This is a genomic window from Paenibacillus sp. ACRRY (genome assembly GCF_022346995.1).
Classification (GTDB): Bacteria; Bacillota; Bacilli; order Paenibacillales; family Paenibacillaceae; genus Paenibacillus.
Map to the genome: position 1 here is coordinate 1,263,805 of NZ_JAKRNM010000001.1, position 26,615 is coordinate 1,290,419.

The window sequence follows — 26,615 nt, forward strand, 5'->3', positions numbered from 1 at the left end:
TTGTTGGATGTCTCTGCATAACAAAAAGGACGGAAAATTCCGTCCCTTCCCTATCACCTTATAGATCACGCCACATGAATTGGATCTTATACCTAACATGATGTTGTGTTCAACTATTGAGAGTTACAACACACCTTCACCCTTTGGTTGAGTGCTTATTTCAGAGAAGCTGGAAGTTTGACGCCAATCAGTTTGCCTTCGGCCTGTATGATGATCATGCCACCCGTCTTCAACGTTTCTTCGTGCAAGTCAGCCCCGGTTTTCACACGAAAAACCGGCTGACTTGTCAGCATATTGATTCCAAGCAGCGTTCCATTCCGCTGTGCACGATACATCCCTTTGCCATATATGCTAACCTGGGACACAGGGGCATCGCCATTCCACTGAACCGCACTGCCGTTTACCAGTTTGATACCCTTTAATTCACTATCTGTAACAGAGTCTCTATAGATCAGACGTTCCTGAACAATGCCCATCAGTTCTCCTTGAACCCCGCCAGGTCGATTAAACGTCCTCATTGGAGCATCTCCATTTTTGTAGGTACTCAGATCGTATTCAGCAATCGTGCCGGCTTGTTCAATGTATATCTTTCCGTCATTAGCCAATACGCTTCCTTGACCCCGCTCAAAAGGCGGGTCGCCGGGCATCTTCCAAGTAAAGTCCAAACTCCCTTTAAGTGCACCGGTCTTATGATTATAGGCATTTACCTGTACTTTCCGATCCGGGACAGATTCATAATCTTGAAGCAGCGGAGTGTAATAGTCGACGGAGTACACCAATCCGTTTTTAATTTGAAGTGCCTCTCCCTGTCCGAACTCACTCCATAGCTTTTTCCCAGTTTTCTTGTCATAGGCATTCAATTGCACAGAAGTCAGTGCCCCCTGTACGAAGAACGTTCGCAGCACAACCCCATCCGATTCATGCAGATAAGCGGTACCATTACCTTCGGCTAATGCTTCATCAACCTCCCACCTCAGCTTGCCTGTCTTCCGATCAAAAGAAAACGTGGTGCTACCTTTAATTACGTAAAGTGTATCCGCTGTAGGAATTAGCGCTTCTGTGCGTTCAAGTGTGTCCAACCAAGTCGATGTGCCCGATTGCCATACAACCTTTCCTGTTATGGCATTTACAGCATATGGCTTATGGTTCGAGGACAGGCCATACAATATGCCTTTATCGTAAACGATGCTAGGTGTCAGATTACTACCATACGTCCACAGCTGCTTACCTGTTGCTGCATCCCATGCGACCAGCTTGCTGTTGGAAAAAGCAAATACCTTACCGTCTTCAGCAACCGCCTGTTGTCCGAGATAGGCTTCATTCTGCTCCGTATAAGGGTCTACCTTCACTGTCCAGGAAGGTTTAAGTTCAGGCACCGTGAATTTCGAATATGAATTCCAATTGTATATCGATATATCTGCTTTATCTGCAGAGGCCTGCGCAGGAAAAGCAGCATAGCTCCCGCTCACAATACATACTGCTGCTGTTATTCCTGCCACAGTACGACGAAAAAGAGGTTTATTTCGTTTCTGATAACGCGACGTAGTTTGCATATGAAGCATGAGTATTCCTCCCATTAGTAAAAGTAATTTAGTCGTTTCTCGTTTATGACTAGTCTAGTAGAATGTAAACATCTGGAATGCAATTAGTATACTAGATGATAAATTTGGGAGCAATTAACAGACCATATCAGTAATTATCCATTACTGCTAATTAAGTGCATTACAATCGATCAGAACCTGAATATTTCAAGCAGCCTACTTGCATACTACATCAAGTAATTCAAACTACACTTAGGAGGCTACTCACTTGAATCAATTTTCACAGTCCCAACAAATTACCCAACTGGCCCAGCAGCTTACACAGCAGACTCAGCAGGCATCCATGCAATATCAACAACTGTTGAGACAGGAGCAAAGCAACGCACAACAGCTTGAACAACTCGCTCAACGCGAGCAGCAAGCGGCTCATATTATTCAAACAGCACTTCAAGGGCACCAAACAGCCATCCAACAATTACAGCAAATCGCCAATCTCGCTCAACAGCTCGTGAGCACGACTTCTCAACATGTCTCATACTTAGAACAACCTTATAACAACCCGAATGTCGGCATTCCTGGTCAAACGTTCGGACAGTTTCCAAACCAGCATCGTCAATAACATATGTATAAAAAAAGGAACCCACCAATATGGGTTCCTTTTTTTGCAGCTATTATTCCATGTAAGTAAGTGCTCAGGCTCAGGCATTCAAATCATGCAGTCCCGGGCTATGTTCATTCGGAAGCTCCGGCATATGTGGGAGTGGGAATCCCTGTGGAGGGTCAGTAACTTTCAGTTCGCCGCCATTCCGACTAGGTGATTGGCCGCTATATATTTCAGCAATCCGGGTATTGTCCAACCGGAAGTTAAACTGGGCATTATGGAAGCCGAGGTCAACGTATTTCTGGCATTCCGGATATTTGTTGATATCGTAGTTCGGAACGGGAAACACCTTTCCCCAATTCACACCCAACGTTTCAAGGGCCTTCGCGAAAGCATTTTGATGTGCATTATCACGAACAATCAGGAAACCCAACGTTTCACGGAACGCTTTGTTTGTGCTCATTTCATAGATTCTAGTTTTTTGTAATACTCCCGTCGATTCCAACACAACGTTGTCCAGCAAATTGCTGACCAGATTGCCATGATCATACACATAATTCCCAAGCCATGGGTTACCGGCAGCATCTACAGGCAAAGAGCTCTGAGCCCCCATAATGTAGTGATGCGGATTTGCGTGCTTGATGGCTTCGTCCAGTGGAGCCCCGTCAATACCCGCATCTCCTGCTCCTTCTGCACCTGCTCCGGTTAATAGTTGATTTATCGTTTGCTGCACCAATTCAATATGGCTTAATTCTTCGAGAAAAACACCGCGCAGCAGGTCTCTGTACTGTGTTGCTTTCCCTCTGAAATTGCTGCTTTGAAAGAAAAACTGCATCATGGTCCGCATTTCGCCAAATTGTCCACCAAGGGTTTCCTGCAGCACTTTTGCTGCAGCCGGATCGGGCTTGTCCGGGACGATCATGTTAATTAAGTCTTCGCGATAGAAAAACATGGTTGTCCTCCATTCAAGTAAATTGCAAACCTAGTTTCTGCCTTATTCCTCGATTTATGTGATTACCTGAACAACCAATGTTTGGTTAAAGACGGGAATATAAATTTTTATATGTGGTAAACAAAACCTGGTAAAATGACAAATTTAATTTGGAGGAGAACAACAATGGGCATTTTAAGCGGCAATCCCAAAAATGAACCGATGCATTACGGGGAGATCTTCAGTGTTTGGCAATGTTCGATGGTAGCCAAAGCCGCAGCCGACACTTCACTAGGATTGGTTGCAGCGAGTCAGGTCATTGGACAATCCATCCGGGAAGATATTGGGGCATTATTCGCCAAATATCACGTAACCAAGACAGTTTTGGGTGTGCGCATTCTGCAAATGAATAAAGAAAAAGGATGGCTCATCCCTCCACCTCTTCAGATCAAAAGACCTGATTCAGACAAAGCATAATAAGTATTATCTCTGACCCCCTATAAAATTCATACAAGGACAAAGAAGGAGAAGCTTGCCTCTCTATTCTTTGTCTTTTTTTTGCTATACCCTTTGTTTAGAATCATACCGGCAGGTTATATACATTTAGAATTAATCAATCATACCACTGGAGGGATTCATATGTTTAGACATCAGAAGGAACTACAATTCGAAGTAAAAGTAGATCGCCCGGATCCCGTATTCGCTCGTCAAGTCCAGGAAGTATTGGGTGGACAATTTGGGGAAATGACCGTAATGATGCAGTACCTCTTTCAAGGATTTAATTGTCGGGGCGAAGAAAAATACAAAGATATGCTTATGGATATAGGCACAGAGGAAATCGGCCACGTTGAAATGCTCTGCGCTTTGATTAGCCAGCTGCTGGATGGCGCCACACCTGCTGAACAGCAAAAAGCAGCGGAGGACCCTGTTACTGCTGCCATTATGGGAGGAATCAATCCTCAACATCTGCTGGTGAGCGGACTGGGCGGCTTACCTACGAACTCTACCGGCGTACCTTGGAATGGTTCATATATTGTGGCAAGTGGCAACCTTCTCGCAGATATGCGTTCTAACCTGCATGCCGAGAGTCAGGGGCGTCTTCAAGTAGCAAGGCTCTATCACATGACCACCGATGAAGGCGTTCGCGCAACGTTCCGCAAAATGTTGGCTCGTGACCGTTATCATCAGTACCAGTGGATGGCTGCCATTCAGGAGCTGGAAGAAAAGAACGGCGTGGTTGTACCTGCTTCCTTCCCACCTGAAGCAGAGCAGGAATCTCAACCTGAAGCCTATGAGTTCTGGAATCTTTCGGAAGGTACTGAATCCAGTGAAGGCTTATGGGCGAAAGGAAGTGCTCCAGATGGTACTGGAGATTACGTGTACGTTTCCAACCCGGTTCCAAAAGGACAAGTCTACGAGCCTGTCATCCCGGCCACAGAACTTCATCATGATTTGGATGGAAAAACGAGCGATAAGTAATCGTTAATCCATTGCAATCATCATTTTATACCCATCAAAAAATCGCCGATTATATGATAAAAAATGAAATGTATCATCCTTATAATATCGAAGAACAAATCGATCATGATTTGAAAAAGTCGGATACAGCTCTGAAATTAGCAGACATCAAATAAAAGGTTAAAGTAAAACGACTCAGTGTCTTTACTGAGTCGTTTTATTGTTCGCTTTTCCATTTGCCACTATTACTAACTAAATCAGATCTTCATTTCAACTTTATGCTCGTTCCTACTCATCCCTTATTTGTTTTCATTCTTTTCTTCAGGAGAATAACAATTAATAATATGCAGGGAATGAAAATTTGAAAAATCGGTGAAGAATAGAGCAAAGCAACACCTCGCCCAATTTCAAGGTGCTCTGTAAAATTCGGAGACAAAAATGACATTCCATACAGCATAATCCCTACAGGCAATACCCATTTCCGATAACTGGCTCCGGTGACTCTTTCAAGCCCAATTACTGCACCTTGGAAAAATGCGGCTATCTTGATCCCCAATCCCAAAAACAGGAGCAGCGTGAATAGTGCGTCCATCCGTTCAAGTACCTCTGTCATGTCAATCAATTGAACGGTTTGCAACAATGGGAGTGTGCTAAACATTGCGATGTCGGGTCCCATAACGAAAATAATGAGTTGATTGATAAATGTTAGACTGACCGCGGTAGCAATGTATGCTATGATTACCATTTTGTTCAGATTCTTCCCCTTACGAGCATAAGGATAAAATACCAAAAACAAAACGACTTGGCCGAATGGAAAGGATATAATTTCTGGAATGGCAGCGTTGAAAATGTTCCCCCACCCATTTTCCATTACAGGCAAACTCAAGTCTGTATGGAAAAGACCTGTAGCAGGAATAAGAATACTAATTAACACGTAACCCAGAACCATTACAGGAAACAATATCATGCAAACGAGGAACAGTACACGATACCCGTACCGCACGGTATTGGATACAACCAAAAGAGTGATTACACTGATCAACCACATGGGTGTTTTATTCAACAATGTCAACGTAGTTACCTCACTGAGATCCCGCAAATTCCGGGATGCTTCATAAGCGAAATAACCGATAAACGATAAGCATAATACCGTTCCCGGTATCTTGCCCATATAGCGTTGTAACAGAAGGAACAAATCCAGTTCAGGTTCCTGCTGATGAATGATTAGATGAATAATTAACAGCAATAAGCCAGCAACCGCTCCAATCAGCATAGCTATCCATGCGTCCTGCTTCGCTTCTCCGCCGATCAGAAACAAGGTTGTACTTCCAACTTCGAACAGGGAAAGACATACGGCCAATTCGGATACACGCACAGTTCCGGCTGAATTCATAATTACACATCTCCTTGGCGTTAATGTTCCCCTTGGCTTTCCTTATAAAGCAACCGACTAAACGAGTCCTGAAGCAAACCGGTTCGACTTAAAATAACGTCCGCTTCTACATTAATGTCCATCTGTGCCAACTCCTGCGGCCACTTATCTTTTAATGTATTCCAGCTCTTTGGATGTCTTTGATGAATTTTGTTGGCAATGCCCAGCATATCCACATGGAGCCGCTGACTTGCATTCCAACCCTCCATAATCTGTGATGTAATGATTTGCTCAGCTTGCAGCTGCAATTCGTCAATAATGTGGGGGTTTGTTATATCTACAAGTGTTGTACTCTCATCCAGTTCGGCTCTGACTTTAGCTTTCACTTGAATGCTGTAATGATTGCCTGACTTAATAGGCAGAACCTTGACGCTTGCTTTTCGGACAAAAAATGAATTTACTTCACCACGTTTATTGACATAACTCAAGTTCGTCCTGTTCACTCGGTCCGTTAGCCATGAGATGCCCATGCTCTCTCTTTGATTCAATACTCCGATTTCCTTACCTTTGTAAAACACACTCAATCCTTCTAGTTTCAGCTTGCTCGGCGTTGATGTCTGCTTAAATATATCAATAGACTCCAGTTGACCAACATTTTGTCCACTAACCGTGATGATGGGAATTCCAGCGGCTCCACTATCGGAGGTTATTTTCAAAGCAACTTCATGCAGGTTCATAATAGGATAGAACGATCCCATCTCATTGTTACGCTTTACGATCTCGGATAACGCGCGACCCGGATGCTTTTCAGGAGGGACCAGTTTCTTAAGGTACTCCCTTGCCTGCCCATCTGCAATGATCACCTTAACCGATTCCCTGGCATCAATATTGCGGTAATAGTCATCCAAGATCTCTGACAGTCCATATTGTGCGGCTTCTTTGCCAATTAATATGACATTGTTATGTGAGAAGTATAACTTTTTGGGATTCTCCAGACTGCTTTTAGCTACTGCTTCCCGAATCGTTTTCCCTTGAGAGGAAAAGGTAGTCACCGCTGATTGTGATCCACCTGAAGATCCACTCGTACTGCTCGCAGGTGGAACAATGATCTGATAGGTAATAATCCAATTACCGTTCTGTCTGTCATACCCTGCAGCAGTGGTAATACCCAGCTCATTCAATTCGACACGATTACCACACCCGGCAATTGAAATCGCTAAAACAAGGAGCATTAGTATGTAGAAACGTCGGATCACACAGCAGCCTCCCTCTTATCTGTCAGGTTTAGGTTCTTGAATATGTTCTACAGTGTTGTCGGAGCCTGAAGGATATTGATGCGCCGATTGCCTCGTTTTGTTCTGTCCCGCTTTTTCATTCGGCCGTGTCTTCATCGCCCACCAAGGGACCCGCAAGATCAGATCCTTCATGTTGGACTTGTAAAATGGACTGAAAGGCATCATATAATCCGCACCAAATGACTTAAGCGATATCAAATGAACCAACAATGGCACTGCACCTACCAATATGCCGAACAATCCAAGGGTACCTGCCAGCAGCATGAATGGAAAGCGCATCAATCGGACTGCTGTTGCCATGCTGAAGTATGGAATAACAAAGTTGGATATGGCCGTGAACGATACCACGATAACCATCGCTCCGGAGACCAATCCCGCTTCTACTGCTGCTTGGCCAATGACCAAAGCACCTACAATAGATATCGCTGGTCCAATCGCTCGTGGCATCCGAACGCCCGCCTCGCGGATGACCTCAAACGTAATTTCCATAAGCAACGCTTCAAGTAACGCAGGAAACGGAACACCCTCCCGCTGTGCGGCAAGTGTAATCAATAAGGTGGTAGGAATCATCTCTTGTTGGAATGTGGTTAATGCTATGAAAGTAGATGGAAGCAGCAAAGAGACCAGAAATGACATTAATCGAATGGCCCTCAAAAAAGTAGAAATATCATAACGCTGGTAGTAATCTTCTGTCGTTTGAAAAAAGTTAAAAAAAGTGACTGGCGCAATAAGAGCAAAGGGTGTTCCGTCAACAAGAATGGCTACTTGTCCATCGAGCAAACTGCCTGCTACGGTATCGGGTCGCTCGGTATTAATCATGGTTGGAAAAGGGGTAATTGGAGCATCCTGAATGAATTCTTCTATGTAACCACTCTCAAGAATACTATCGGTACGGATGGAATTTAGCCTTTTCTTCACCTCTTCTACCACTTCCGGCTTGGCGATGCCATCAATATAAGTCACAGCAACTGAAGTTTGAGTAACGTCTCCAATATGGTGCATTAGAAATTTCAAATCAGGTGTCCGAATTTTCCTACGAATTAAGGTCATATTCGTATTAATTTCCTCTGTGAACCCTTCCTTCGGTCCCCTTACCACGGTCTGTGAAGTCGGTTCTTGCACTGACCTTCTTTCTCCCCCAGAGACAGGGACTGCTATGGCATAATTCTCACCATCAACCAGAACAACCACATGTCCGGTTAGAATAGCTCGGTAAATCAGATCAGGTGAATCCAGATTTTCAATATGACCCATAGGTAAGGTTTTTCTTACGACATCATCTGCTCGTAACTCCTCAATAGATGGGGCTGTGTTAACAAGATGAACGACATGTTCCATTAACTCTATGAGCAGGACTGGGTCTGTTAAACCTTCAATATAACAAACCGCGAGTGGGGTATCGCAGGCTGCAGATTCAGCAAATTCACGAACGACAAAATCAGGGCTATCCTTAAAAGCTTCTCTTATAGTGCTGAGTGTATTAGAAAGTGATGGATCCAGTTTTGCAAATGGCTTTGGTTGATTTTGAAAGGATTTCTCGCTCTTCTGAGGTAATGGTTGTGATTGAAATACTCTTTTCATCCAGCGGAATAGCATGTTCTCACCTCCTTTATTTTCCGTATAATATGGTTCATATTTGTAAGTATTATGCAAAAAATAGACGTTGTCCTATCTCCAAGCTTCCGTGAATAAGCTAATAAAGTACATGAAAGGAGAGAACAACGTTCCATGATACTAGGTTATATTTTGCTTGGAATCTCATTATCAGCCCCAATCGGCCCCATCAATGCCGCTCAATTGGACAAGGGTGTCCGTGGTGGATTCATGCCTGCCTGGTTTGTTGGACTCGGCGCGATTGCTGCTGATATCATTTTCATGCTGCTCGTTTATTTCGGCATTATACATTTACTTGATCTGCCTTTTGTAAAGGCTTTCTTATGGCTGTTTGGTTTTTTTGTGCTTGTGTATACCGGTGTGGAAAGCATCAAAAATGCAGGAACTCTTACGCAGTCGAATATGAGAGGGGACGAAGCAGCGCTATCCAAATCGTTCATGAATGGATTCCTAATGTCACTGTTCAATCCCCTATCCATTATGTTCTGGCTCGGCATTTACGGATCCATTCTGGCCAAGGCCGTGAATGATTCAACCGTGGAGCAGACGCTGATTAACAGCGGAGCCGTTATTCTGGGTATCTTGATCTGGGATATATTCATGGCCGCCGCTGCGAGTTTATTTCGCAAGTATCTTACCTTAGGCGTACTCAAGGGTATATCCATTATCTCCGGCCTCTCTCTCATCGGTTTCGGTTGTTATTTCGGAGCCAAAGCCGTTCAGTTTCTTTTTTTCATTTAAGTTTGCTCTTGCGAAGCCGAATCCCGGTAATGTGGAAGCTGGGACTTTCCAAGGTATTGTGTGGTTCTTTTTCTCCCTGATCTGTGGTGGAAGACTCTTCATTTTTCTTCTTCTTACGAACCCTTTGCACAATCATATCGCTAATACCAATAAGTAAGACTAGCAGCAGGCTGATAAAGAAGCCCGGTCGACTCAGCGAATGGAAAAGAGTACCTGTTATAGCGAGGCCAATCAGTACCAGTCCAATCCATCGTTTGACAACGCTGAACCTCCCTGCTTTCAGGAGTCGGCCAGAAGATAACAAAATAAACAACCAATTGTACATGAGCATCAATCCGGCTGCAGTTGTTACATACTCATACACCTTGCCAGGAAGCAGCAAAGACATGACGATGGTCACGATAAGCCCGCAACCTATCAGTGACAGCGCGAATAATGGATACTTCTTCTTCCATTTTCGCGAGAATAACCTCGGAGCGTCACCTTCCTGGGCCAAGGTCAACATCATGGAAGTCACTGCGTAGAGTGATGCTGTCATGGTAGAGAAACCTGCTACAATCAACACACCATTGAACAAATGTGGAACAAATGCCAAATGATCACTGCTCAGTGCCAGTACAAAGGGACTCTCTTTGGGATTGAAGGCACCCAGTGGTACCATCGTCAAAGCCAATCCGATCGACACAACGTATACCGTTGAAAGTGAGATCAGCATCACTTTTCCCGCCTTGGGAGCCTCTTCCGGTTTTTGAAGGCGGTAAGACATGATTCCAAGAACCTCAATTCCCCCATAGGCATAAAAGGCAAATAGAAACGCAGACCACAGACCAATCCCGCCTTTCGGGAAAATCTCAGTCATGCTTAGCGGTACGTTATGCTCGTACTTTGTTCCCCCAATCCATCCTGCGAGAAGCGCGATGGCAAGTACCAAAAACATAAGAATTGCTGCGATCTTAATAATGGCAAGTACATTTTCAACCCGGTCAAACCCTTTATTCCCGAAGAACACGATGCAAAGTCCGACAATTCCAAATCCGGCAGCAAATATCCAGAGAGGTACATTCGGAAACCAAAAACGCGAGAAAATGGACAAGGCCGTCAACTGACTTCCCATAATAAGCAGCTCTGAAAACCAATACACCCATCCACTGGCAAAGCCTGCCCAGCTTCCGAATGCCTTCTTGGCATAGGAACGAAAAGATCCCTGCTCCGGATGATCTGATGTCATTCTCGCCAAGGCATCAAAAACAACATATGTACCGAGAGCAGCCAAAATGTAACCCAGTAATACTGCCGGGCCACCGATCGAAATTGCGAGGCTGGAGCCCAGAAAGTATCCTGTACCAATTGTGCCTGCTACACCAAGCAAGCTTAGCTGCCACCACTTTAGTTTCTTTTCCTCCGTTGAGGCCTCTGATGCTTTACTCATTTCTTCATTCCTCTTCTGTAATATTTTGGAGCGCTTAAGGTATCCTTTCCCAATTGACCCTTTTTCATGTTGAAGACGGGAAAACAAAAAAAGCGAATGATAGGGCAAGCCCTTCATCCGCTAATATATTTACACTGATTATTGGATTGGAATTAAACCTACAACCGGATGTGGCACATAGGGTTCTTCCAAGAACGCAATTTCCTCTGCTGTCAGCTTCACGTCCAGGGCTGCAACTGCTTCCTCCAGATGTGAAATTTTCGTCGCACCGATAATAGGAGCTGTTACAGGCTGCTTCTGCGTCAGCCATGCCAGAGCAATGTGAACCCGCGGTACACCGTGCTTGCTAGCGATCTCAGCAACCCGCTCTACAATGGAGCGATCCGTATCGGCAGTAGAGTCGTATTTGGATTTTTGGACCTGATCCGTCTCCGAGCGATGCGTTGTTTCCGACCAGTCACGTGTCAGTCTTCCTGATGCAAGCGGACTGTAAGGAATGACTCCGATTCCTTCCTCCTTGCATAGTGGAAGCATCTCCCGTTCCTCTTCACGGTACAGCAGGTTCAAATGATTTTGCATGGAAACGAATTTGGTCCAGCCATTGCGCTCAGCGACAAACAAGGCCTTTTGGAACTGCCAGGCATACATCGCAGAAGCACCAAGATATCTTACTTTTCCGGCTTTGACTACATCATGTAATGCCTCCATGGTTTCTTCGATTGGGGTATGGTAGTCCCAGCGATGAATTTGATACAGATCCACATAGTCCGTTCCAAGCCGCATCAGACTCTTATCGATTTCACTCATGATGGCTTTACGGGACAATCCGGCGCCGTTCGGTCCTTCATGCATTCGTCCATGCACCTTGGTGGCAATAACAACCTCGTCTCGTTTGGCATAGTCCTTCAAGGCCCGCCCAAGGATCTCTTCACTTGCACCCAGCGAATAGACATTCGCTGTATCAAAAAAGTTGATGCCGAGCTCCAGAGCTTTCTTAATGACTGGCCGGCTATTCTCCTCGTTCAGTACCCATTGATGAATCCAGCGGCTGGCATCCCCAAATCCCATGCATCCCAGGCAAATTCTGGACACATCTAACCCTGTCTTCCCCAGCTTCACGTATTCCATTTCTTCGTCCTCCTCGTTATTCTTTTCTTATGTTTAGTCGTCTATATTCGGTTGGCGATAGTTCAAAGCGCAGTTTAAACACTTTGGAAAAGTGAGTCGTATTTTCAAACCCGCAGGCGTAACAAATATCCGTTACCGATTGTGTCGTCTCGAGCAGAAGCTGACTGGCCAGATCCAATCTGCGGTTACGAATCCATCTTAGCGGAGAAGAGTTATACAATGCCCGAAATTCCCGCTTGAACGTTGACAGACTTCTGCCAGATAAATAGGCCAGATCTTCAATGGAAACGGGATTGGTCACATTCTCTTCTACAATTTGTGCAATCTGACTCCGTTCAGTAGGATGAGGATGCAGTAGCTGTTGCAGCAAATTCGTATTTGTTTCAGCAAGATGAAACAGCAGCTCCATGAACTTGACTCCTATCAATCCATCGCTGATTGAATCAGATTGGTTAAAATAAGACTTAAGTGAGGCAATATATGCTCTCATTGGTGCGTTAACTGGAACGACAGATACCGGAACGACATCATCGGTGGAATGATTGGTCTTCCATTCTGCAAAATCTGCGAACTTATGAAGTATGTCCCCATTCAGATAAAACATTATATAATCGAGCAGATATTCAGTACCGGGCTCACCAGACTTCTCGTATTCTACCTTGATCGCTTTGTGCAAGAATATCATCTCATTGCTCCGAACCGTATGCTTCTGATTCCTGTATTTAACCGTATATACGCCTGATTTAACAAACAGCAGCAGATGATCTTTCAGAAAAAAGCTTCCTTTGGTTCCCTGCGTATGCAAACAAAATTGGATGACCGTTAGCCCATTCCATTTTAAGCTTCCCTCTTTGTCCGGTGCCAGTTCCATCCCTTTTGGAGCACTAATCAATTTTCCGGTTCGTACACCCATTCATACTCCTACCTTCTGTCATCTCCTGCATACATAACATTAATGCTTTTCAGCAAGAAATACTTTGCTCTGAAGCTCAAGTCACGTGATCATTTCGTTCATTTTTCTCAAGGTAATGCATCCGTCAACGCTAAATCAATTAAACCAAAAACGGGTTCCAGCAACCTGGTCCCCGTTCTCTCTTCCATTCGATTGGACTTTGAACAACTTACCCTCTAGGGTATTTATCCTTATCTGCTTCCGTAATCGCTCGAATGATTCGGCATGGGTTACCTGCAGCAATGACTCCTGCCGGTATATCCTTCGTCACTACGCTTCCCGAGCCAACTACCGCATTGTCTCCGATCGTTACACCTGGCAGAACAGATACGCCTCCGCCTATCCATACATTGTCCCCTACTGTAATCGGGAGAGCAATTTCCAACCCTTGATTGCGCTGTTCTGCATCCAATGGATGGCCAGCAGTGTAAAAACCGCAATTGGGTGCAATGAACACATTATCCCCAAAGGTAATCTTCGCCGCATCCAACATCACTGCATTGTGATTACAATAAAAGTTTTCTCCAATCTCGATGTTGTAACCTTGGTCACAATAAAATGGTTGTTCAATCCAAAACTTCTCTCCTGTTTTCGCCAAAAGTTTTCTCATAATGCCTTCTCTTTCGGATATCATGCGCGGACGAAGATGGTTGTAGTCGTAGCACAGCTCTTTTGCTTCAAGGCGTTCGTTGACCAATTGTGGGTCGTTGTTATTATCATATAAAAATCCTTTTTGTGCTTTTTCTTTCTCGGTCATCGTCATTTGTGTAAGCTCCTTCGTTGTGTCTATTAGGGTATTTCTATGTATGGAAGCAACAATGTACAATACAATCTATTATAAATTCATCCATTAGAAAAATACAAAAAAAACACGAGTGACCTATTAGATCACTCATGTTTCATTCAGCTGCTGCCGAGTTCTCTCTATTCATTCAATGCTGTCTTGATTAAGGCATTAACCCGTGAATTGAAGAGCAGACCGATATGGGACACAAGCGAAACCTGTATGTTATTCGCTCCGCTCAAACGGGAAAGTGCAGGAGATACGATCGTGTCACTGGTAGAGTAGATTGAAGTCACAGTTACTCCCTGTGGCGCTGAAGTTGTAGTCAAACGATTGGCCCCTCCTAAAGTAATCAGCTTGTCTACCTTGGAAGAACCACCTCGATTCAATATGTAATATAAACTATTAGCCCCGCCCATACTATGAGCCACAATGTTGACCTTACTATGACCCGTTTCCTCTAGCACACGATCTACGAATTGACTGATTGCTGCAGAATTCAACAGCTGATTGCCTTGCTTGCTCGGCAGATCAATAGCGAATAACTCATTACTGGACCATCCTTGCCCACGCAGATAACTTTCAATAAAAGTGAAATTGCTATCGGAACCTGTTAATCCATGAACAAAAACGACAGGTGTCCGTTCTGTCGCTGCCGCTGCCTTCGAACTTTGACCGATACCAGGTACAGAGATGACTATTATTATACTCATGACCATGGCAAAAAATAATTTACTCTTTTTCACATTATTCACTCTCCTAAATATAATTTACACTATATATAATATAAGTGAATAAATGGTATTTAAATGGATCTTTAGTCTCAATTTTAATAGATGAAATGGTTAGTAAAGATTTCCTTTAGCCATCCATCCCCTTCTCTGTTATGCTGAATGACGGCAAATTTCAATTTACAGGAGGAACTTCCTAGATGAGACAAACGATTAACCGCATCACTCTTTTCTTCTTTGCCATGATCCTTGTGGTATCCCCTTTTTCGTGGAGCAAAGCCCATGCTGCCGATTCGTACAAATCGCTAGATTTGTATTTCCCGACAGATATTGATGGCCACTGGGCGTACGATACGCTCGACAATTTCGTTAACGCTGACCTTCTTAACGGTTACAGCCTGGGCAATGGCGAGGTCGCTCTTAAGCCTAATCATCCCATCACTCGTGCAGAATTCGTAGCTATTCTTGTTCAGGCTACAGGACTACATAGTTCAACTCAAGGAAAATCCTTCAGTGATGTAAAAGCAGGCAAATGGTATGCGGAGTCCATTCGGATTGCCAGTTCACTTGGCGTCGTTGGAGGTGTAAGCAGCACTGAATTCGGACCTGACCTCCCGATCACACGCGGTGATATTGCGGTAATGGTCGTACGTGCCTTCTCCGATACGGTTGAGTTTAAAGGTGCCTCCAAAACCTTCAAGGACGTTTTAAACTACTATGCTGCTTCCGCCATCACCAAAGCGAGCCAGGCTGGTATTGTTTCAGGAATGACAACGACAACGTTTCAGCCTTTCGCAAAAGCAACGCGCGCCCAAGCTGTAGTCATGCTGGAACGTGCTTTACAATTGGAGCAAACAGAGCTTCCGGAGACATCTGAACTGACCGCAATTGCCTCCACTGCTACGAAATCGGAGATCCAAGCCATGGCGGAGCATAAGTATGATCAGTTGTCCGTAACCTATGCTACCTATTACACAGGATATCAGCTTTCATCCAATTTTACGTCTCTGGAGGATATCACTTCTGCAGTAGATGAGGAAACCACTATGGATATTGAAATGCTCTCCCAACCGAATTTTACCGTCATTGAAACCTCTAACCGCTTGGCTGTATTAGAGGCAGAGGGTGGCAAAATGAAAGTAACAATCCATTCGGGTACAGAACAACAGGAAGAAACAGTTTCCATGGACGGATTGTATAAACTCAAAAAAATGAATGATAACAGCTGGAAAATCTATGCCATTCTTCCTTATGAAGAATAGTCGCTAGTATATCATGTAGTCCATAAATACCAAAAAACCACTGAATGCTAATTCAGTGGTTTTTGTGTCTATTAGATTATATTCATACAGCCATGATCACTTAATTTAACCATTCAACAGCGTCATCTGCTCCTTAAGATATCGGGTACCATGAATCCCATTTTTGGGGCTTACATTCTCAATGCGTACCAGATCTTCTGGAGTCAACTCGATTTCCAATGCTCCTACATTTTCCTCCAGATATTTGATCTGTTTGGTTCCAGGGATTGGCAATGCTCCATTGGCCAGCGTCCAGGCAATGGCAAGCTGGGAAGGTGTGCAATTTTTTTCGCTGGCTATTTTTTTAATTTGATCAACGACCTCAACATTCTTTTGGAAGTTTTCACCTTGGAAACGAGGCATATATCTGCGAAGATCATCCGCAGCCAGATCCTCAAACGTACGTAATTCACCTGTAATAAAACCACGGCTTAGCGGACTATAGGCCACATGAGTAATGCCCAATTCTCTAACGGTTGGAAGAATTTCATCTTCAATATCCCGGCTCCAGAGTGAATATTCACTTTGTAAAGCGGAAATAGCATGTACCGCATGCGCTCGGCGAATAGTCTCTGCAGATGCTTCCGATAGTCCAAGGCAGCGTACCTTTCCAGCCTGAACCAATTCGGACATTGCGCCAATCGTTTCCTCAATAGGAACATTGGGATCTACCCGATGCTGATAATAGAGATCAATATATTCTACGCCTAATCGGTGCAAACTTTCATCCACTGCTTGTTTTACATAATCAGGATGACCACTAATTCGCTCATAATTTGGCGTATATGAAAATTTGGTAGCAATGATCGCCTGGTCACGCCGGCCTTTGATCGCCTTGCCCAGAAGTTCTTCGTTATGGCCATTTCCATAAACATCTGCCGTATCCAGCATCGTTACACCCATTTCCAGAGCACGATGTATCGTTTTGATTGAAAGCTCATCGTTAACCTCACCATACATGCCCGGAGACATCCCCATTAATCCCAGTCCTATCGAAGATACCTCCAAATTACTGTTTCCCAATGTACGACTAAACTTCATCCCAATCTTCCTCTCCTGTTTGAATAAATGTGTTTTAAACTGGACATTTCCTGTAATAGTTTATTCTCTGAATCCTCTTTGTCTTTTTCCATATCATCATAGATTGATAATTTTTGATTCACCGCTTCTAAAGCTTGATTAAGATCGTTTTGTCGTTGATGCAATTCTTTTTTATACTGCGTGAGTATCGCTTTTCTGAGAGGTATCGTTGAAGCACCTTCCATGGCAAGATTGACCATCTGCTTCAATACAGACACTTTCATGCCTGTAGCTCGAAAACAGGACATCACTCTCATCCAGTCCAGATGCTCTTCTTCAAACAATCGATTTCCATTCTGATCCCTATTGATATATGGGAGCAAACCTTCTTTCTCGTAATAACGAATTTTATGTGCCGGGCAACCTAGCCGTTCCGATGCTTCTTTAATAGTAAAGCTCATATCGTTTTTTCCTCCTTTGGATTCACGTGTCCGGCAGGTTCTTTCACATCATAAGTATTAATGTGCACTTTAAGTCAACCATCTATTTTTTTTGAATTTTTCCTATCCTTTTTTTCTATTAAAAAGGATTCAACATGGGTGTCTAGTCTAAACCAACCTGTCCGGAACAAAAATATAAGAACCTTGAATTTTCAAGGTTCTTATATCGGTAAGTCAGAAAACTATCGTATATAGTTATAGAAATATCGGAGTTACAGATCGGGAACCTTTAAACGTGTCGTTTGCACCCACAGCAAGCTGACCATATTCAATAGTTAATCCATCTTGCCGATAAGGATAGTTTACCGTCTATCCATCATTTCGTAACTAGCCTGTTATGCCAACCTTCTTGCTTTAAGCGCCAGTTCGTAGGCGTATCCCCTTCCCATAGCCGGAATGCCCGATAAAATGAATTCTGGTCTTCATAACCAATAAGAAAGGCCACTTCTTTGATATCAAGTGACGGATCAGCTAAGTATACTCGCGCCTGCTCATGTCTGGCTTGTGTCAGAAGCTGCTTGAAGCTGGTGTTCTCATCGGTGAGTCTGCGCTGTAATGTACGATCACTTACGCCTAACTCCTGCGCTACGATTTGGATATCGGGACGTCCACCTGTGAGACTCCGTTTGAGAATCCATACAACCGCTTCTGTCATGGATTGAACCTGTTTCTGTTCATCTAGCGAGCGATCAAGTATGGGCGTCAGCATCTCAATCAGCTCTTCGTTATATGAGATGAAAGGCAGATCCAGATCTTTTTGACGCAATATTAATCGATTGCTTGGTGCACCCATCCGGATATCGCAGCCGAAGTAAGCCTCCAGAGCCTTCACATCCCCCATGGGCTGTGAAAATTCGACCTGCAGCGCATTCAAAGCCTGCCCCGTTCCTCGTCGTCCTAGCTCCAGAAGAAAGGCCAGCGTGATTCCAACCAAGACGGGAGGCCCGGACTGTCCACCATTCATCCACTCCAGTTCAATAATGCAGCGATCATTCTCCTCGGTAATGCGCAAACTCTCGGGAGGACACATCTGTTTGTAACGGGCCATACGATACAGTGCATCACGGTAGTCACGAGCATGATAAGTGGCTAATACACTTGGTGGATAGTGGGCTGTTTCAAAAGCGGTTGCTAGTTTGATAATTCCTTCAGCCGTGTCACCTATGAGGTCGGAATAAGCATGCCAGATTGCAAAATATTCGTCAGTATTGACGATTGCATTCGTAATCTTGGTGAGTGGCAGATGTGCTTTGCGGGCTACGACATGGGAGTCGATCCCCAATTGCTCCAAACCTGCCCAGAATCCGGCTGGAATCTTAATACGGTCATTGGAATGCGGCTTCATCTTTCGGTCTCCTTGTATGGATCATAAGTATAAACAAGAATACTCCTTCGTTCACCAGATGTCTAATTTCATGATCATATCAACAAGAAGAATAACCAAAACATATTAGCCCCTAAACTGACCTAACGCATTTGCCTTGAATGCAAAAAAAGCCGCCATAATGGCGACTTCTTGTTCTTGCAATATGGAAGCAGTTTTACTTCATATTATTTCTTAATAATTCCTTGTTTGAGCAGCTCGTTCACATTGAGCGATTGGTCATAAGGAACATCGATCTTGCCTTCATTCACCAGTTGAATGATCTCATCCCGATAAGGGCTTGCGAGATCGATTCCAACGATCTCCCAGTTATTGTCCACTTCCGGAGAAATCTCCTGATGTTCTTGAATGTATTCAACCAGGTAATCCCGAATGCTGCGCGGTGATTCCCAATCGCGGTTTGCTTCTACCAATTTGTAAGCTTTCAGTGCACTGCTGTATCGATAGTTGTTTACAGCAAGCTTCAGTTCTTGCGTATCAGCCAGAGGCTTGCCTTGGTACATTACATCGACGATACGCTGCCCTGCAGGCTTGGACAGGTCAATTTTGTAGTCTACACCAGCAAACATATCATACAAATAACCTGGAACTTCAGGATCGAAGCTGATTGAAACGTCTCCCTCTTTCCACTGGTTGTAGTGTGAAGCAGACCACTCCATATACGCCTTCAGTTCTTTACCCGTAACCTTAACGGTATAGAGCACATTATCGAATTTGTAAATGTCGAAAATATTCGCATACGTGATATTGCCTTTTTTCAGATTGGAGGTGTCTTTGAAGAGTGCAGCAGCTGAAACATCGGCTCCGCTCACTTCCATCTGAACCTTGTTGATAAGATCAACCACGGCTGTATCTTGAAGCTTGCCTTCAGGGATACCATTAATTTCATCCACAGGCTGGAAGTCCTCGGTTGCCTGACCAAAGATACCGCCAGACGAGCCTTCCGCTCCCGCAGATCCACCACCTGTAATGAATTGGATCGTAGCTTCGTGCTCTTTCTTCACCAGGTCACGAATCGCTGGATCAGGTGTGTAGGAAGCCATGTCAACCACTTGAACCTGACGGTCCGTCACTTTATTTTTACCTTGATCTTTTTTCACTTCGATATCAAAACGCACAATGTCACGGCCAAGGTTACGAGGGCCACCGATCACGGTTTGTCCGATTTTTTCGTTAACCACGATATGCATGTGTCCAACGAGCATGGCATCAAGTTCAGGCACCATGTTTACAATTCGTTCAGCCGAGTCTGAAGCTCCGTCTTCGTCGAATTCAGCAAACATGCCGGCATGCGCACTCGCGATAAGTACATCTACTTTTTCCTCATTTTTGAGGTATTGTGCATATTTCTTCACCGTTTCACCCATATGCTCGAACGTAAGGCCGTCTACCTTATCGCCGTCCCAACGAGGTACATTCGGTGTCGTTACACCGATAATCCCTACTTTTATACCATCCACATTGATAATCGTGTACGGCTCTCCAAGCGTTCCGCCATCTTCTGTCTGGATGTTGGCTCCAAGTACGGGAAAGTTCAGTTCGTTCATAATTCGATCCACATGATCCAGTCCAAAATTGAATTCATGATTACCGAAAACCATGGCATCATACTTCATCGCATTCATGGCTTTGGAAACAGGATGTATAACATCCGTGTTTTTACGATAGATATCATCCGTTAAAATATTACCTTGATATGTGTCCCCATTGTCAATCAACAGCACATTAGGGGAGGTCTTTTTCACTTCATTAACATATGTAGATATCCGTGCGAGCCCGTTATTTGTTGTTTCCGCACTGTCTTCATAAGTATAGCCCCACAGATTTCCGTGCACGTCAGAGGTGCCCAGGATGGTGATTGTAGTGGATTCAGCTTCCTCTTCTTTTTGAGGAACCTCACTCCCTGTGGACGGCTTCTCAGGAAGCTTTAACGTTTGGCCAATTTGAAGGACATTCACGTTTTTCAATCGATTGAGCTTTTGCATCTCTGCTACGGTTGTCCCATTTGTTTTGGCGATGCTCCACAACGTATCTCCTTTTTTGACGGTGTACGTCTCGGCAGCCGCAATTCCACCAAAAAGAGTGGAGAACACCAAAACCATGATGACAATCCAGCTGAGCTTACTACGATGCTTCATAAATCCCTTTCACCTCTTGTCTTATGATGTGTATTACCAGGTCTATCCTTTAGATCATAACAAGATAAATGAAAAAATTGGAGATTAAATTTACGTTTTGGACTAAATTATTACATTTTGCAACACATTCTTGTCGTTCCGGTAGGATTATTTTATATTTTATTGATATCGATCCAATATTTAGGAATTCCCCGAATCATTATATTGTCATAAAAAGAAGCCTGATCCAATTAAGGACCAGGCTAGAATATACTATCCCTCTACGATATCTGCTTGTAGAGCAGTTGCGACTTCAATCATCTTGGGAACCACAGCTTCACTGGAAATGGCCACGTATAGATCCCCCGAATATAGCCGGAAAGGAATGTCCATGTTATCCTGCTTCCACATAAAGAATTCACCATCAATAGACATGGTACTTTCGGTTCCTTGAACGGTATACACCTGTGAATACGCAAAGTCAGGCTGAGTTGCAAAGTACGCCTTGCATTCTTCGAGAGTAATGGATGGTTGCTCATTCTCTTCTTGCATGGATCGGGTGATACGAAAACGCTGATTCATTGATATGCCTCCAAATTGAATAATTCAAGTGTATATTTTCAACCTCCATTGGAGGTCCTGATGATCGTCATATGAACTCTATTGCTGAACAGTACCTTTGCCAGTTTTCACCGTCTGGACTTCATACATATTTACGGTTGTACTGATCAGATATGCTGGTTTCTCCTGCCCTCTTTTGTTGCGGTGGCCCTGGATATGGGCATCGCTTTTCTCCCAGTTTTTCCACGCTTCTTCTGATTCCCAACGAATCAAAACCATAACCTCTTCATGTTCCTTGCTCTTCTTGTTGACCATGACACTAAAATCAATCAGACCAGGCATGTCCACCACTGGAGTTGGACCATTAAAACGTTCCAGTACCTTATCACTGTGCCCTTTTTCTATTATCATGCTGCGCGTTTGAATCAACATCATTATTCCTCCTGATTGCAGTTACACTGTACACCCACCAGCCTAACGCATTTTGGTTTACTCTTTCAACTATTGTAGCCCAATTGAAAATGATTATCAATAAAGCCGCGTTTAGTTATCTTGTAATTGGAACTCTATGAAAATTTTGCTATACTACACTATGCTAGATTACTGTCCATACGTCTTTTTTCTACTATTTTATGAATGTGGAGGAAAATAAAAAAATGGTACGTAAACACATAGGTAAAACCATTGCTGCCACCCTCATCAGCTTGTCCTTGCTTGGAACGTCGGTAAACATCGGTGATGTGCAAGCAGCACCAGCCATATCGGTCAAGTTGGATAATGTAGCACTCCAATTTGATGCTGCACCGCGAATTGATAAAGGAGTTACGTATGTCCCCTTCCGTACCGTAGGTGAAGCATTGGGAATCCAGATTACGTGGAACAGCAAAACGCAAACCGTCAAAGCCGTAGGCAGTGTTAAAGGTCAAGCCACAGAGGTCCTCCTTCAAGTGGGAAGCACCACAGCTACCGTTAACGGCACCAAAGTGAAGCTGGCCGCCGCCCCGGTTCAACGAGAAGGACGCGTGCTCATTCCGCTGAGTTCGTTCAGCAGTCAATTCGGCGTGGGTGTGAAATGGGATCAGGCCACACGTACAGTTTCTCTCGTATCTCCGCAACGTGAAATGCACTTGAGAGCATTTTATGCTGTTCGGGCATATCATGAAATCGATCTGGTCCCATCCATGAACTCTGTAGCTTTTGGCTGGAGTCGAATTGACCGGAATGGCGAATTCACGCTTCAAGGGGAGGAGTATTATCTGCCTGAGGCAGCCGGCGAAGTGACCCCTCAGTCCATCGTGGCGGATGCTGCAGATCAGAACATTAAACCATACCTTATGGTATATGCATTGGATGGCCAAGGTGAGCTAACCAAAGTTTTGAGTGACAGCAATCTGCGCGAGAAATCGATTCAGGGTATAACGGATGCCGTTTCAGAGAATGAATTCGGGGGCGTTGTTCTTGATTTCGAAGGATTAGGTTTCAAGCTGGATGCCAAGCAGCAGCAGAAGCTGCTTAACGACTATGTCAAACAGTTAAAAGCTTCCTTGCCAGGTGACATCTCGATATCACTGGCTGTACCGCCTCTAAACAGTGCATATAAAGGCTATGATTACAAAACGCTCGCTTCCTTGGCAGACGATCTTATTATTATGGCTTATCAATATAACCCTGCGGGTACCAAGGCACAGGTTCCTGAACCCAACAGTCTCGTTGACCAAGCCATCCAGCTTGCACTTAACGCAGGTGTTCCAAAAGATAAGCTGCTGCTTGGGATCAACTTAAACAGTGAAACCGTCTCCTCCGTTGATGACAAGCTTGGATTAGCCAAGAGATATAATCTTAAAGGAGCTGCATTCTGGCGTCTCGGGTTATTCCGTCTATTCAGCAATCAGATGGAAGACGCGGTGAATGCGTCGGTGATCAAAGAATAATTTTTAAAAAAAATTCATGTTTATGTAAAATTTCATGTGAATGCATCAAGCCATTCACATGAAAAGAGTCCATGCGAACTTGTCTTCTATGAATATACTATTCTATCTTATCGGATAGGAGGTATGCAGAATGACTCAGTTTCTGGATGCAAGAGTCTCGATCAATGCAACGTCGACCAACTCCATCTCTGTACCCATACCCGTGATCAATACGCCAACGTTATTTGCTCAGATTGGTCTTATTACTGCGGGTACAGGAGCTAATCCCAGAGTTCAACTCAAAGGAACGATTACGGTACAGTTGCCTCTGGCGCTTTTTGTCGTGACAATTACCATAGTGAGAGGTACGCTGGCGACAGACCCGATTATTTATTCGGCTAGCTCCACTTATGGATTGAGCGGTGTGCTTGCACCTGAAATCATTACTTTTTCTGCAAATGACTTCAACCCGCCCATCACACCACAATTAACGTATTCAGCATTTATCAGTACAAACTTGCTCGGAACCGTCCGGGTGGGTCCAGAGAATTTTGACGGCTTTCTCGTATCAGACTAATCATTATTTGATTTCCATTCACAACCCTACCGGTACAAGTGCGGTAGGGTTTTTTTTGATTAAAAAAGCCCCTTCACAGTTGAAGGGAATGCTTACCACAACAGCTGTAAAGGGGACTACTCTAATCAAACGATATTACGAATACTGCTTCAATACCTGCCCCAGAATTTCAATTCCCTTCACAATCTGTTCATCGGAAGGTGTGGAGAAATTCAATCGGATCGCATTGCAAGGTTCACTCTCATCAACGAGGAAGGCCGTGCCTGGAACAACAGCTACACCACTGGCTGCAGCTGCCTTGGCATAATCCAGCATCGGAATATGAGCAGGCAGATCACACCAGAGGAAAAGACCGCCATCCGGCTGGGTAAACGTAATGGAATTCCCCATGTGTTCCTTGAGTTTGTCCATCATCAAGGCAGATTTTCTGCGATAGATCTCACGAATACTGCTGATGTGTTCGGCATATTGGTATTCTGCCATGAACTTGTATGCCAAGATCTGAGGAAGCATTGCCGTATGTACGTCTTCTCCCTGTTTGGCAACTACCATCTTTTGCACAACTTCGTTCGGTGCCAGCACATAGCCAACCCGTAAGCCGGCAGATAGAATTTTGGAGAAGGAGCCCACATAGATAACTAGCCCCTCTTCGTCCATGGATTTGATGGTAGGTACATCTTCTCCGCTGAATCGAAGCTCACCGTATGGATTATCTTCCAGAATCATCACACCATACTGTTTGGCAAGAGCATAGATGGCTTTGCGTTTCTCCAGACTTGTCGTTACTCCCGTCGGATTTTGGAAACTCGGAATCAGGTAGATCAATTTCACATTCTGCTCCGTCTGCAGTGCATGTTCAAGCTTGCCGATATCAATGCCGTCGCTCTCCATGGGAACGCCAACCAGTCTTGCACCTGAAGCCCGGAAGGAGTTCAACGATCCAATAAAGCTTGGGCTTTCACAGATGATCGTGTCTCCCTCATTACAGAATACTTTGCAGGCAAGCTCAATACCTTGCTGTGCACCCGAGACAATAAATAGCTCGTCCGAATCTGTACCTGTGTTATAGTTCGTCTTCAAGTGATGGGTCAATGTATCGCGCAACGGGGCGTACCCTTCGGTTATCCCGTATTGCAGAGCCGTTACCGGATCCTGCTCCAGTATGGACTGTGTGAAGGTCCGAATGGCTTCAATGGGAAAAGTCTCCGGAGCGGGATTTCCCGCAGAGAATGGAATAACATTCTGACCCGAGGATGCCTTCAGGATCTCTCGAATAATGGATGGCTGCAGCGCAGCAATCCGGTTTGAAAATGAATAGTTCATCTTAATATAGTGCCTCCCTACTTCAAATCTGACGCTCAATATTACTTCTACATTCTTTTCTATTATACGAGTACTTGTCAGTTTTCAAAATGGTCTGCTTCAAATTCGTCAAAAACAATAAAAAAGAGGTCGACATAGGCCGCCCCTTTCAGATCCATCATTATGACATGTTTTCCCATTAACCGCGAGCTGCATTCATCTCCGATAACCTTGTAGCCTTGACCAGATATGTTGCCAAACCAGGAAATAAGCGGGCCAAAGCGGGATAATATTTGTTGGTTTTGGCAAAAGCAAGCTTTTGGATTCTCCTTGCCCGCCGAAGCAGCTCAGTAAATTCATCGCTCGCGTCTTTCGTATATCCTTCCTTCCACTGTGCAAATCCAATTTCCTCTTGCAAGTAACGGTTGGTCCACTCCGCACACAGAATGGAAGAACGCAGCGCAATAGACATGCCATCACCGCACAGGGGAGGGATCATCAGCATCGCATCTCCAATATGCGGGAACTGAGACCAAGGCTCAGGCACGTTCGACAAGTGAAGCGGGGCTATGGAAACCTGAGTTCCCTGAACAGGCTCTCCATCTGCCAGTCTTGCTGCGAGCCTGCCATTGGTTTCAGAGGAAGCCTTCAGGATATCGGTTACAGACTTGCCGCTTCCCTGCACCGTATCCAGTGTTAACAAGGCTGCTACATTCGCATAGCCATTCTCGATCGGTGAAATGCCGACGTATCCTCCCTCACAAAAATAAAGTTCTACCCTAGCAGGCATGTCGAGTCCGCTGTAATGAGACTTTACCCCTACATATACGGTTTCATCCCTGATTTCAGGCGGAGACGTCATTCCACGCGGCTTTTTGGTCCCATACGCCCCGATGACAGCCTTCGTTCGATAGCTTAATCGTTCATTCCCTTGTTTGACCTGCACCTCGTAATGATCATCTTCAAGCAGCTGAATACCAACGATGGTTGCTTTTGTTATAATTTCGGCTCCCGCAGCTTCAGCTTGCTTGTGGAGAATTCGATCCAGTTCATGTCGACTGATGCCATAAGCCGATCCTGGCAGGGGAGCTTCAATCTGACCGCCCTGAGGCATAATGATCTGTGCATGATCCATCATGCTGGGCTTCACTTCCTGAAGCTGAATATTTAGATACTCCAGCATTTCTTTGGTCTCTGGTGACATGAATTCACCGCAGGTTTTGTGCCTGGGGAATGACTGTCGATCCAGCAGAAGCGTACGATGACCTTGTCTGGCCAGCTGCAGGGCGCATGAACTTCCAGCAATTCCAGCGCCAAGTACAATGATATCTAGTGGTTCGGACATCTAGTATCACCTGCCTTTAAG

25 protein-coding genes are annotated in these 26,615 nt (G+C 44.5%); 7 read left to right on the forward strand and 18 right to left on the reverse strand.

The window, feature by feature from the left end; genetic code table 11:
* Positions 1 to 155: 155 nt before the first annotated feature.
* Entirely contained in the window at positions 156 to 1,562 is a 1,407-nt protein-coding gene (locus MH144_RS05340) for an outer membrane protein assembly factor BamB family protein (RefSeq protein WP_239298120.1), read from the reverse strand.
* 247 nt (positions 1,563 to 1,809) lie between these two features.
* On the opposite strand from MH144_RS05340, the gene MH144_RS05345 reads away from it, so the two are divergent.
* On the forward strand, positions 1,810 to 2,160 hold the full coding sequence (locus MH144_RS05345; RefSeq protein ID WP_239298121.1) for an AMP-dependent synthetase and ligase: 351 nt from the start codon (positions 1,810 to 1,812) through the stop codon (positions 2,158 to 2,160).
* 79 nt (positions 2,161 to 2,239) lie between these two features.
* On the opposite strand, the gene MH144_RS05350 is transcribed toward MH144_RS05345, so the two are convergent.
* The gene (locus MH144_RS05350) at positions 2,240 to 3,094 is read right to left on the reverse strand and encodes a manganese catalase family protein (RefSeq protein ID WP_239298123.1); all 855 of its coding nucleotides are present in this window, start codon (positions 3,092 to 3,094) and stop codon (positions 2,240 to 2,242) included.
* A gap of 165 nt (positions 3,095 to 3,259) precedes the next feature.
* On the opposite strand from MH144_RS05350, the gene MH144_RS05355 reads away from it, so the two are divergent.
* Together MH144_RS05355 and MH144_RS05360 are read left to right on the forward strand one after the other, a co-directional pair.
* Positions 3,260 to 3,550 (forward strand): DUF3231 family protein, encoded by a 291-nt coding sequence (locus MH144_RS05355; protein WP_239298125.1) that lies wholly within the window; start codon positions 3,260 to 3,262, stop codon positions 3,548 to 3,550.
* Between the two features lie 162 nt (positions 3,551 to 3,712).
* Positions 3,713 to 4,552, forward strand: coding sequence for a manganese catalase (locus MH144_RS05360; protein ID WP_239298127.1), 840 nt, complete (start codon positions 3,713 to 3,715; stop codon positions 4,550 to 4,552).
* Between the two features lie 271 nt (positions 4,553 to 4,823).
* Here MH144_RS05360 and MH144_RS05365 read toward each other — a convergent pair whose 3' ends face one another.
* The 3 genes from MH144_RS05365 to MH144_RS05375 are packed head-to-tail and all read right to left on the reverse strand — an operon-like array spanning position 4,824 to position 8,794.
* The gene (locus MH144_RS05365; protein ID WP_239298130.1) at positions 4,824 to 5,924 is read right to left on the reverse strand and encodes a GerAB/ArcD/ProY family transporter; all 1,101 of its coding nucleotides are present in this window, start codon (positions 5,922 to 5,924) and stop codon (positions 4,824 to 4,826) included.
* A gap of 20 nt (positions 5,925 to 5,944) precedes the next feature.
* Complete coding sequence (locus MH144_RS05370; protein WP_239298132.1) at positions 5,945 to 7,159, reverse strand: Ger(x)C family spore germination protein; 1,215 nt, start codon at positions 7,157 to 7,159, stop codon at positions 5,945 to 5,947.
* 15 nt (positions 7,160 to 7,174) lie between these two features.
* On the reverse strand, positions 7,175 to 8,794 hold the full coding sequence (locus MH144_RS05375) for a spore germination protein (protein ID WP_239298133.1): 1,620 nt from the start codon (positions 8,792 to 8,794) through the stop codon (positions 7,175 to 7,177).
* 132 nt (positions 8,795 to 8,926) lie between these two features.
* Here MH144_RS05375 and MH144_RS05380 point away from each other — a divergent pair, with 132 nt between their 5' ends.
* Entirely contained in the window at positions 8,927 to 9,553 is a 627-nt protein-coding gene (locus MH144_RS05380; protein WP_239298135.1) for a LysE family transporter, read from the forward strand.
* Here MH144_RS05380 and MH144_RS05385 read toward each other — a convergent pair.
* The 5 genes from MH144_RS05385 to MH144_RS05405 all read right to left on the reverse strand — a co-directional run bounded on the left by MH144_RS05385 (position 9,546) and on the right by MH144_RS05405 (position 14,565).
* The gene (locus MH144_RS05385; RefSeq protein WP_239298137.1) at positions 9,546 to 10,982 is read right to left on the reverse strand and encodes an amino acid permease; all 1,437 of its coding nucleotides are present in this window, start codon (positions 10,980 to 10,982) and stop codon (positions 9,546 to 9,548) included. The two genes, MH144_RS05380 and MH144_RS05385, sit on opposite strands and share 8 nt — an antisense overlap.
* Positions 10,983 to 11,120: 138 nt before the next feature.
* Positions 11,121 to 12,110, reverse strand: a complete 990-nt coding sequence (locus MH144_RS05390; protein ID WP_239298139.1) for an aldo/keto reductase — start codon at positions 12,108 to 12,110, stop codon at positions 11,121 to 11,123.
* Between the two features lie 16 nt (positions 12,111 to 12,126).
* On the reverse strand, positions 12,127 to 13,023 hold the full coding sequence (locus MH144_RS05395; protein WP_239298141.1) for a helix-turn-helix domain-containing protein: 897 nt from the start codon (positions 13,021 to 13,023) through the stop codon (positions 12,127 to 12,129).
* Between the two features lie 208 nt (positions 13,024 to 13,231).
* The gene (locus tag MH144_RS05400) at positions 13,232 to 13,819 is read right to left on the reverse strand and encodes a sugar O-acetyltransferase (protein ID WP_239299269.1); all 588 of its coding nucleotides are present in this window, start codon (positions 13,817 to 13,819) and stop codon (positions 13,232 to 13,234) included.
* A gap of 167 nt (positions 13,820 to 13,986) precedes the next feature.
* Positions 13,987 to 14,565, reverse strand: a complete 579-nt coding sequence (locus MH144_RS05405) for an esterase/lipase family protein (RefSeq protein ID WP_239299270.1) — start codon at positions 14,563 to 14,565, stop codon at positions 13,987 to 13,989.
* Positions 14,566 to 14,777: 212 nt separating this feature from the next.
* Here MH144_RS05405 and MH144_RS05410 point away from each other — a divergent pair, with 212 nt between their 5' ends.
* Positions 14,778 to 15,839, forward strand: a complete 1,062-nt coding sequence (locus MH144_RS05410; RefSeq protein ID WP_239298143.1) for an S-layer homology domain-containing protein — start codon at positions 14,778 to 14,780, stop codon at positions 15,837 to 15,839.
* Positions 15,840 to 15,944: 105 nt separating this feature from the next.
* Here MH144_RS05410 and MH144_RS05415 read toward each other — a convergent pair whose 3' ends face one another.
* The 6 genes from MH144_RS05415 to MH144_RS05440 all read right to left on the reverse strand — a co-directional run bounded on the left by MH144_RS05415 (position 15,945) and on the right by MH144_RS05440 (position 21,892).
* Positions 15,945 to 16,919, reverse strand: a complete 975-nt coding sequence (locus MH144_RS05415; RefSeq protein WP_239298145.1) for an aldo/keto reductase — start codon at positions 16,917 to 16,919, stop codon at positions 15,945 to 15,947.
* A complete protein-coding gene (locus MH144_RS05420; protein ID WP_239298147.1) occupies positions 16,916 to 17,359 on the reverse strand; it encodes a MerR family transcriptional regulator in 444 nt (147 codons plus the stop codon). The genes MH144_RS05415 and MH144_RS05420 overlap by 4 nt, the downstream gene beginning before the upstream one ends.
* Positions 17,360 to 17,714: 355 nt before the next feature.
* Positions 17,715 to 18,743: an AraC family transcriptional regulator gene (locus tag MH144_RS05425; RefSeq protein ID WP_239298149.1), complete on the reverse strand. Its 1,029-nt coding sequence runs from the start codon at positions 18,741 to 18,743 to the stop codon at positions 17,715 to 17,717.
* Positions 18,744 to 18,949: 206 nt separating this feature from the next.
* Positions 18,950 to 20,920, reverse strand: coding sequence for a 5'-nucleotidase C-terminal domain-containing protein (locus MH144_RS05430; protein WP_239298151.1), 1,971 nt, complete (start codon positions 20,918 to 20,920; stop codon positions 18,950 to 18,952).
* A 252-nt stretch (positions 20,921 to 21,172) separates the two neighbouring features.
* Complete coding sequence (locus MH144_RS05435) at positions 21,173 to 21,481, reverse strand: hypothetical protein (RefSeq protein ID WP_239298153.1); 309 nt, start codon at positions 21,479 to 21,481, stop codon at positions 21,173 to 21,175.
* A gap of 78 nt (positions 21,482 to 21,559) precedes the next feature.
* Positions 21,560 to 21,892 (reverse strand): antibiotic biosynthesis monooxygenase, encoded by a 333-nt coding sequence (locus MH144_RS05440; protein WP_239298155.1) that lies wholly within the window; start codon positions 21,890 to 21,892, stop codon positions 21,560 to 21,562.
* A gap of 224 nt (positions 21,893 to 22,116) precedes the next feature.
* On the opposite strand from MH144_RS05440, the gene MH144_RS05445 reads away from it, so the two are divergent.
* Entirely contained in the window at positions 22,117 to 23,391 is a 1,275-nt protein-coding gene (locus MH144_RS05445; protein WP_239298157.1) for a stalk domain-containing protein, read from the forward strand.
* 130 nt (positions 23,392 to 23,521) lie between these two features.
* Positions 23,522 to 23,947 (forward strand): hypothetical protein, encoded by a 426-nt coding sequence (locus MH144_RS05450; RefSeq protein WP_239298159.1) that lies wholly within the window; start codon positions 23,522 to 23,524, stop codon positions 23,945 to 23,947.
* A gap of 135 nt (positions 23,948 to 24,082) precedes the next feature.
* Here MH144_RS05450 and MH144_RS05455 read toward each other — a convergent pair whose 3' ends face one another.
* Together MH144_RS05455 and MH144_RS05460 are read right to left on the reverse strand one after the other, a co-directional pair.
* On the reverse strand, positions 24,083 to 25,270 hold the full coding sequence (locus MH144_RS05455) for an aminotransferase-like domain-containing protein (RefSeq protein ID WP_239298161.1): 1,188 nt from the start codon (positions 25,268 to 25,270) through the stop codon (positions 24,083 to 24,085).
* Positions 25,271 to 25,448: 178 nt separating this feature from the next.
* Complete coding sequence (locus MH144_RS05460) at positions 25,449 to 26,594, reverse strand: NAD(P)/FAD-dependent oxidoreductase (protein WP_239298163.1); 1,146 nt, start codon at positions 26,592 to 26,594, stop codon at positions 25,449 to 25,451.
* Positions 26,595 to 26,615: the final 21 nt, after the last annotated feature.

Excerpts from the sequence above, each read along its gene's own strand:
- MH144_RS05340 (WP_239298120.1), bottom strand. The coding sequence starts at position 1,562 with ATGCTTCATATGCAAACTACGTCGCGTTATCAGAAACGAAATAAACCT.
- MH144_RS05350 (WP_239298123.1), bottom strand. The coding sequence starts at position 3,094 with ATGTTTTTCTATCGCGAAGACTTAATTAACATGATCGTCCCGGACAAG.
- MH144_RS05355 (WP_239298125.1), top strand. The coding sequence starts at position 3,260 with ATGGGCATTTTAAGCGGCAATCCCAAAAATGAACCGATGCATTACGGG.
- MH144_RS05360 (WP_239298127.1), top strand. The coding sequence starts at position 3,713 with ATGTTTAGACATCAGAAGGAACTACAATTCGAAGTAAAAGTAGATCGC.
- MH144_RS05365 (WP_239298130.1), bottom strand. The coding sequence starts at position 5,924 with ATGAATTCAGCCGGAACTGTGCGTGTATCCGAATTGGCCGTATGTCTT.
- MH144_RS05375 (WP_239298133.1), bottom strand. The coding sequence starts at position 8,794 with ATGCTATTCCGCTGGATGAAAAGAGTATTTCAATCACAACCATTACCT.
- MH144_RS05380 (WP_239298135.1), top strand. The coding sequence starts at position 8,927 with ATGATACTAGGTTATATTTTGCTTGGAATCTCATTATCAGCCCCAATC.
- MH144_RS05385 (WP_239298137.1), bottom strand. The coding sequence starts at position 10,982 with ATGAGTAAAGCATCAGAGGCCTCAACGGAGGAAAAGAAACTAAAGTGG.
- MH144_RS05390 (WP_239298139.1), bottom strand. The coding sequence starts at position 12,110 with ATGGAATACGTGAAGCTGGGGAAGACAGGGTTAGATGTGTCCAGAATT.
- MH144_RS05395 (WP_239298141.1), bottom strand. The coding sequence starts at position 13,023 with ATGGGTGTACGAACCGGAAAATTGATTAGTGCTCCAAAAGGGATGGAA.
- MH144_RS05400 (WP_239299269.1), bottom strand. The coding sequence starts at position 13,819 with ATGACCGAGAAAGAAAAAGCACAAAAAGGATTTTTATATGATAATAAC.
- MH144_RS05405 (WP_239299270.1), bottom strand. The coding sequence starts at position 14,565 with ATGGTCATGAGTATAATAATAGTCATCTCTGTACCTGGTATCGGTCAA.
- MH144_RS05410 (WP_239298143.1), top strand. The coding sequence starts at position 14,778 with ATGAGACAAACGATTAACCGCATCACTCTTTTCTTCTTTGCCATGATC.
- MH144_RS05415 (WP_239298145.1), bottom strand. The coding sequence starts at position 16,919 with ATGAAGTTTAGTCGTACATTGGGAAACAGTAATTTGGAGGTATCTTCG.
- MH144_RS05420 (WP_239298147.1), bottom strand. The coding sequence starts at position 17,359 with ATGAGCTTTACTATTAAAGAAGCATCGGAACGGCTAGGTTGCCCGGCA.
- MH144_RS05425 (WP_239298149.1), bottom strand. The coding sequence starts at position 18,743 with ATGAAGCCGCATTCCAATGACCGTATTAAGATTCCAGCCGGATTCTGG.
- MH144_RS05430 (WP_239298151.1), bottom strand. The coding sequence starts at position 20,920 with ATGAAGCATCGTAGTAAGCTCAGCTGGATTGTCATCATGGTTTTGGTG.
- MH144_RS05435 (WP_239298153.1), bottom strand. The coding sequence starts at position 21,481 with ATGAATCAGCGTTTTCGTATCACCCGATCCATGCAAGAAGAGAATGAG.
- MH144_RS05440 (WP_239298155.1), bottom strand. The coding sequence starts at position 21,892 with ATGTTGATTCAAACGCGCAGCATGATAATAGAAAAAGGGCACAGTGAT.
- MH144_RS05445 (WP_239298157.1), top strand. The coding sequence starts at position 22,117 with ATGGTACGTAAACACATAGGTAAAACCATTGCTGCCACCCTCATCAGC.
- MH144_RS05450 (WP_239298159.1), top strand. The coding sequence starts at position 23,522 with ATGACTCAGTTTCTGGATGCAAGAGTCTCGATCAATGCAACGTCGACC.
- MH144_RS05455 (WP_239298161.1), bottom strand. The coding sequence starts at position 25,270 with ATGAACTATTCATTTTCAAACCGGATTGCTGCGCTGCAGCCATCCATT.
- MH144_RS05460 (WP_239298163.1), bottom strand. The coding sequence starts at position 26,594 with ATGTCCGAACCACTAGATATCATTGTACTTGGCGCTGGAATTGCTGGA.